This window comes from Vibrio sp. 1874 (assembly GCF_033344395.1).
GTDB lineage: Bacteria > Pseudomonadota > Gammaproteobacteria > Enterobacterales > Vibrionaceae > Vibrio > Vibrio alginolyticus.
This window is the reverse complement of sequence record NZ_JAWPOR010000002.1, coordinates 795282-801766: the sequence shown is the minus strand read 5'-3', so window position 1 is coordinate 801766 and position 6485 is coordinate 795282. Positions and strand designations below refer to the sequence as shown.

Here is a 6485-nt window from a genome sequence, read left to right as displayed (position 1 = left end):
TTTTGTCGGTTGATTGGTTTCGATTCTAACTGGACGATTTTGATTACAACGAGTCAAAACTGGAATCGAAATCGTAATTTGTTTACTGGAAATATTAAATTAGCCACCGGCTAATTTGACTGTCATGCCTTTCTTTTCAAGATGTGCCTTGATCTTGTCTCTAGCATCACCTTGAATCTCGATATTGCCATCTTTTACAGAGCCACCACAGCCACAGACTTTTTTGAGTTCTGCCGCTAATAACTTTAAAGGTGCATCATCCAAGTCTAAACCTGTAACAATGCATACGCCTTTACCTTTACGGCCTTTCGTTTGGCGCTGAATCCGAACAACACCATCGCCTTTAGGGCGAGATACTTTTTCTTCTTCCGGTTTAATTCGACCGGTTTCTGTTGAATATACCAGAGTCATTCTATTGTTTCTTTTGTTGTTGAGCTTGCATCGCTTTTTGCTTTGCAACCAAATAAGCTTCGATATGGCGTTGAATAGCGGCTTTACTGCCCTTAATCAGTTTACCATTAAACATACAGTACCAAGAGTTAGGTTGGCCTGTATCGTTTTGAATAGTATAGCCGTTAAAGACCTCTGATTTTGCAACACCAGTTTGCTGCACTCTTTGTCCGAGTGAAGCAAACTCTTTGGGATCAATAATCGATGCGGTGTCACACCACCAATCAATGCTTTTCTTTACCGCCGTCAAACTGCCCTGTAAAACGTGGTTCTTGATTTTAACCTTCCAAACACTGCCATCTGATCCGACTGACTGCAGGTTAAAACCTCTATAATTTGAAATCGCCATACCACTGAGTCATCTGTTTAATGCGTTGATATAATCATAATTGCTACTGAGCAATATTCAAATACGGCTTGAATAATCCTTGCTCTAGAAAACAACTTGTATCATAAAACGCGTCTCGATAACGTTAATCACTTTGCACTGTTTATACAATCTTCCAAGAACTCATGAAATTTGTGCCCGTTGTTTTGAAGCATTTTAGGGAACATTGAGATCGGAGTCATTCCTGGAAATGTGTTTACTTCGTTTAAGTAAATCTCATCATCTTCCGTTAGGAAAAAGTCGATACGAGATAAATGACGAAGATTCATTTGTTTAAATACCGTCTCTGACGCGTGTTGGATGGAATCTAATTGTATTTGAGTTAGATTCTTCGCCTCAACTTCTGTGAGCGAGTGACTTGAACTGCTGTACTTTTCATCGTACGAGTAAAAAGCACCATCAGGCGCGATGACCTCGCCTGGCTTAGTGATATGTAGTTGGCCATTCATCTCATATGCAGCAACTTCAAGTTCTCGAGGTTTTACTGCTTTCTCAACCAACACTTGGTCAGAAAACCCAAAAGCATCATTTACTGCATTAGAAAGCTTGTCTTTTTCTGTGACACTGTAACAGCCAACGGAAGAACCTTGGCGAGCGGCTTTAACAAAAACTTTTCCCCACTTTTCAAAGGCTTTATGAGCTTGAACGTGAGCTTCTTCATCGTTTCGCGTTAAGAATAAGTATGGCGTATTGGGTATGCCAATAGCGTCGTACCAAAGCTTAGATGTGATTTTATTGAAACTATTGCTACTCGCTTCTGGCCCGCAGCCAAGATAAGGAATACCTGCGATTTCAAACAGAGATTGAATGTCGCCTGTTTCGCCAGGAAAACCATGTATACAAGGCACGATGAAATCAATGGTTTGATTAGATTCACTTGAGCACAACTGCTTGGTATTGAGATCCAAGTAAACCAACTCACCTTGGTTGGTCATCCAACCTTCGTTTTTTATTTCTACGCGTGTAACGTGAACGTCTTCAATAAGATTTAGTTGTTGTTCGACAAAGTTTGCAGACAATAATGAAATCTCGTGCTCAGAAGAGCCACCGCCGCATAGTAAAAGAATATTTTTAATCATGAATCCATCTTTCCGTGACCTACAAAAGATACTATTTATTATGATAAACCTTTGAAGTGTGACGTACAGTAATTTTAATGTGAGGAATGTTGTTCGAATAGGATTTGAGCAAATAAATAAGGGAGCTATTCGCTCCCTTATTTGATGTGTTAATTTAATTTGTTAAGCGTTGGGTAAGCTGAGTTTTTGATTGCATCAATGCTTTTAACAAATGGTCTTAACTGCTGAAATTGAGCTGGCAAAGTCGAAATCGCTTGCTTGGCTTCTGCGCTTGTTGCGTAGTCTCCGTATAAAACTGAGAACCACTTAGTACCGTTTACAACTTTGTAGTTTTCCCAAATTGGCTGACCGTTCTGTGGCAGCTTATTTGCAAACTGATCGACTTTAGCTTGGCTACCCACAGCTGCGACTTGAATGGTATAGCCGAATCGTTGAATGCCAGCTTGCTTTTTACTTGGTGGTACGATCTTAACTGGCTTCGCCTGCTCTTTTGGCGTTAGCTTGACTACTTTCTTTTCTTCAGGCTTTGCCGTCATTTTCACAACAGTTGGTTGTACGTCTTTTTCTACTACAGCGTTTTCAGACGCCATAATTGGTTTAGAGATACGATCTGATTTGTAGTCCTCTCGGTAACTTTCTGAGGTCACATCCGTGATGTAAGTTTCAGATGCACAAGCAGAAAGCAGAACTGACAAGCCGATGATTGCGATTTTTTTCATGAAGTAACAAATGCTCTGGATAAATATTACGATAAATCATGCCGATAGCAGGGCCGTTTATCAAGCATCAAATACAATAATCTGTGATTTTGATGTGATGAATAACACAAACTCCATAAGCATCGTACACATTTTCTGCAATGTCTGGTCTGAAGATGTTTTATCAGTAAATTATTCGTTTATGATTGATATGAAACCGAGAAGCCAACGTGACTTACAAACGGCTAGGAGTCAGCATGAATAAACTACATAAACTCTTTAAACCCAACTCTGTGGCCGTTATTGGGGCATCTCAAAAAGCATTGCGAGCAGGACATGTTGTGATGCGCAACCTTCTACAAAGTGGATTTGGTGGCGCGATTATGCCAGTAACGCCGCGATATAAAGCCGTATCTGGCGTGATCGCTTACCCTAATGTAGCTTCCCTGCCCTATACGCCAGATATTGCAATTTTGTGTACGAACGTTTCACGTAACGAGCAGTTGCTTAAAGAGCTAGATGAGAGAGGCACACCGTTTGCGATTGTTATCTCTGATGACCCTAAGCCTTTAGATATCTCATCATTGAACATTCGAGTCTTAGGCCCAAACAGCTTAGGTATCATCCTTCCTTGGCACAATTTTAACTGCACGTTTTCCCCTGTTGCAGCTAAACCTGGAAAAATTGCTTTCATCTCACAATCCGCGGCGGTTTGTACCACGGTTTTAGACTGGGCAAATGATAAGAACATTGGTTTTTCTTCGTTCATTTCGATTGGGCGTGGACAGGATATCGATTTTGCAGATTTGCTCGACTATTTGAGTATGGATGGAAACACAGAAGCTATTCTGCTTTATGTTGATAATATCCAAGACGCTCGCCGATTTATGTCTGCTGCGCGCGCCGCTTCACGTAACCGACGTATATTGGTGCTAAAAGCGGGCCGCTCTAAAGAGATGAATACTTTTGAGCAGCAAGACGGAGATACACTTGACGTAATTTACGATTCTGCTATTCGCAGAACTGGTATGTTACGAGTCAGCAATACGCATGAGCTTTTTGCCGCGGTTGAAACACTCACGCATTCTGTGCCACTTCGTGGAGAGCGTTTAGCGATCATCACCAATGGCGGCGGCCCTGCTGTTATGTCCGTTGATACTTTGATTGAACGTGGTGGCCAACTCGCAACGCTTGATGACGCTTCCATTGAGCAATTACAAGCAGTACTTCCATCCAACTGGCGTGCTCGAAATCCAATTGATCTGTCTGGTGACGCAACCCAAAAACGCTATATTGATACCATTAACGCACTGATGAATAACGACTGTGCAGATGCGATATTGATTATGCATAGTCCTTCTGCTGTTTCTGATCCTCTTGAAACTGCTCAAGCCGTTATTAATGCCATCAAATCTCACCCTCGGCATAAGCATTTTAATATCTTGACCAACTGGTCAGGAGAACAAACGTCGAGAGAAGCGCGACTGGCATTTACTCAAGCAGGTATTCCAACCTATAGAACACCTGAAAGTGCGGTTGTAGCATACATGCACTTGGTCGAATACAGACGAAACCAGAAACAACTAATGGAAACGCCAACGACGGCAGAGCCATTACATTCTGGAAGTGTGAGTTCAGCAAAAGAGTGGGTAAACGAACGACTACTGGATAAAAACACAGTCACCTTGGATACGCATCAAACCAGCCCATTATTTAAGCTGTTCGGGTTTAACGTTTTGCCTACGTGGATTGCATCTGACGACATTGAAGCTGTTCATATGGCAGAAAATATTGGATACCCTGTTGCGGTTAAATTACGTTCTCCAGACATTCCTCATAAATCGGATGTTCACGGTGTCGCTCTAAATTTAAGAAACAGTCGAGAAGTTTCCAACGCAGCGCTATCCATTTTAGATACCGTAAAGCTCAGTTACCCTTCCGCCAATGTACATGGGCTGTTGGTACAAGGGATGGCAAAGCTCGGCAGCGCTGAAGAGCTACGGATTAGTATTGCAGTAGATAAAGTCTTTGGACCAGTGATCTTGCTTGGTCAAGGCGGCTCTGAGTGGAATATAGCCCAAGATGCCGTCGCTGCACTTCCTCCTTTGAACATGACGCTTGCGCGCTACCTTGTCGTTGTTGCCCTAAAGTCTGGAAAGATTCGCCTGCAGAAACACAAAGATGCGCTCGATATTACTGAGTTGTCGAAGTTCTTGGTTCGTATCTCCCAAATGGCAGTTGAGTTACCAGAAATACAAAAACTGGATATCCATCCAGTACTAGTGTCCGGAAGCGATTTAACTATCCTTGATGCAGATGTCACACTGTGTAAGTACGAAGGAGACGCCCAAAAACGGCTAGCGATTCGCCCTTTCCCGGCAGAGTTTGTCGAAACGGTGACGCTTCGAGATGGCCAACCTATCCTGCTCCGTCCTATCTTGCCAGAGGATGAGCCGCTGCATGCTCAATTCATTAATAGCGTATCGAAAGAAGATCTCTATAAGCGTTTCTTTTCTGAAGTTGGAGAGTTCAACCATGAGGCTTTGGCAAACTTTACTCAAATCGACTACGACCGCGAAATGGCGTTTGTTGCGGTAGCGTTTAATACTGACGGACCGTCTATCATAGGGGTAGCCCGCGCATTGATTACACCAGACAATAGTGACGCTGAGTTTGCTATTTTGATTCGTTCAGATTTGAAAGGAAAAGGTTTAGGCAAAGTGCTGATGCAGAAAATAATCAGCTATTGCAAAGTTAAAGGCACAAAGCAAATGTCTGGAATGACCATGCCAACAAACAGAGGGATGTTGATGTTGGCTCAGAACTTGGGGTTTGAGATCGATGTCCAGTTTGCAGACGGTACGGCAGATATGGTGCTCCCTTTAAATGGAAAAGCTCAGCATTAGCGATGACTTTTACTTCTTACATTCGATAATCAATGGGAATCTAAGAAGTAAAAGTTACGTTGTTACTTTAGTTTCCAATTCTTTTTTAAGTACTGAATACACCAGGATTTTGCCTCACCCATAGTGTTCCGGCGCCATGCCAAAATAATATCCATCGGCTGTTCTTCAGTGCCTTCGATTCGTTTCAATACACCACTATCAATAAGAGGTTGTGCAATTTGGCTTGGTAATGTACCAATACCTAAACCTGCAGTGAGCGCTTCTACTTTTGCCGTAAAGTGGGTGACGGTCAAGCGAGGCTGTTTTTGAATGATATTAATTGAGAGCGCTGGTTGCTCACGTGCGGTATCTGCAATAGCAATAATCCGATACTTTTCTCGCGCTGCTTCATCAAACTTACCACTACGCTTGTGAACATAGTGATCAGCGGAAGCTACCCAATACATACTCATTTTACCAATTTTTTCTGACTTAACTTCTTGAGGAAGCGTATCCAGTGATGGGCAAATCAGTAAATCAGCTCTCCCCGTATTCAACGACTCCCAGCTACCAGCCAGAATCTCCTCTTGCAGCCTGACTCGAGTTGAGCTGACCTCGGCCAACGCATCAACCATCGGGAAAAAGTTGGATATAGGAATAATGCCATCGAAGGCAATGGTAATATCCAGTTCCCAGCCATTCGCCAATAACGTTGCATCGTTCACTAACTTTTCACTGGCTTGTAAAATGGCTCTTCCTCTTTCAAGAATAAGCTTACCTGCTTCAGTAAAATGGGCTTTGTGACCAGAGCGATCGAAGATAATAATGTCTAAGTCTTGCTCGAGTTTCTGGATTTGATAGCTCAGCGATGACGGGGCTCTGTCTAACTCATTCGCAGCAGCAGCAAAACTCCCTCTTCGATCAATAGCATCTAGAATATGGAGTGCTTCTAACGTAATTGGACTCTGCACATGGCCTCTCTTAA

At 42.7% G+C, this 6485-nt stretch carries 6 protein-coding genes; 1 reads left to right on the top strand and 5 read right to left on the bottom strand.

Features of this window, described 5'->3' with window-relative positions:
* Positions 1-99: 99 nt before the first annotated feature.
* The 4 genes from yciH to R8N46_RS07430 all read right to left on the bottom strand — a co-directional run bounded on the left by yciH (position 100) and on the right by R8N46_RS07430 (position 2636).
* Positions 100-411, bottom strand: coding sequence for a stress response translation initiation inhibitor YciH (yciH, locus tag R8N46_RS07445; protein ID WP_005376292.1), 312 nt, complete (start codon positions 409-411; stop codon positions 100-102).
* Between the two features lies 1 nt (position 412).
* Positions 413-799 (bottom strand): DUF3319 domain-containing protein, encoded by a 387-nt coding sequence (locus R8N46_RS07440; protein ID WP_005376294.1) that lies wholly within the window; start codon positions 797-799, stop codon positions 413-415.
* A gap of 128 nt (positions 800-927) precedes the next feature.
* Positions 928-1917: a D-alanine--D-alanine ligase gene (locus R8N46_RS07435; RefSeq protein WP_033907069.1), complete on the bottom strand. Its 990-nt coding sequence runs from the start codon at positions 1915-1917 to the stop codon at positions 928-930.
* A gap of 149 nt (positions 1918-2066) precedes the next feature.
* The gene (locus R8N46_RS07430; protein WP_005390018.1) at positions 2067-2636 is read right to left on the bottom strand and encodes an SPOR domain-containing protein; all 570 of its coding nucleotides are present in this window, start codon (positions 2634-2636) and stop codon (positions 2067-2069) included.
* Between the two features lie 236 nt (positions 2637-2872).
* On the opposite strand from R8N46_RS07430, the gene R8N46_RS07425 reads away from it, so the two are divergent.
* Positions 2873-5521 (top strand): bifunctional acetate--CoA ligase family protein/GNAT family N-acetyltransferase, encoded by a 2649-nt coding sequence (locus tag R8N46_RS07425; protein ID WP_042520869.1) that lies wholly within the window; start codon positions 2873-2875, stop codon positions 5519-5521.
* A 62-nt stretch (positions 5522-5583) separates the two neighbouring features.
* Here R8N46_RS07425 and R8N46_RS07420 read toward each other — a convergent pair whose 3' ends face one another.
* Positions 5584-6471, bottom strand: coding sequence for a LysR family transcriptional regulator (locus R8N46_RS07420; protein WP_115386645.1), 888 nt, complete (start codon positions 6469-6471; stop codon positions 5584-5586).
* Positions 6472-6485 lie beyond the last annotated feature (14 nt).

Excerpts from the sequence above, each read along its gene's own strand:
- R8N46_RS07440 (WP_005376294.1), bottom strand. The coding sequence starts at position 799 with ATGGCGATTTCAAATTATAGAGGTTTTAACCTGCAGTCAGTCGGATCA.
- yciH (WP_005376292.1), bottom strand. The coding sequence starts at position 411 with ATGACTCTGGTATATTCAACAGAAACCGGTCGAATTAAACCGGAAGAA.
- R8N46_RS07425 (WP_042520869.1), top strand. The coding sequence starts at position 2,873 with ATGAATAAACTACATAAACTCTTTAAACCCAACTCTGTGGCCGTTATT.
- R8N46_RS07430 (WP_005390018.1), bottom strand. The coding sequence starts at position 2,636 with ATGAAAAAAATCGCAATCATCGGCTTGTCAGTTCTGCTTTCTGCTTGT.
- R8N46_RS07435 (WP_033907069.1), bottom strand. The coding sequence starts at position 1,917 with ATGATTAAAAATATTCTTTTACTATGCGGCGGTGGCTCTTCTGAGCAC.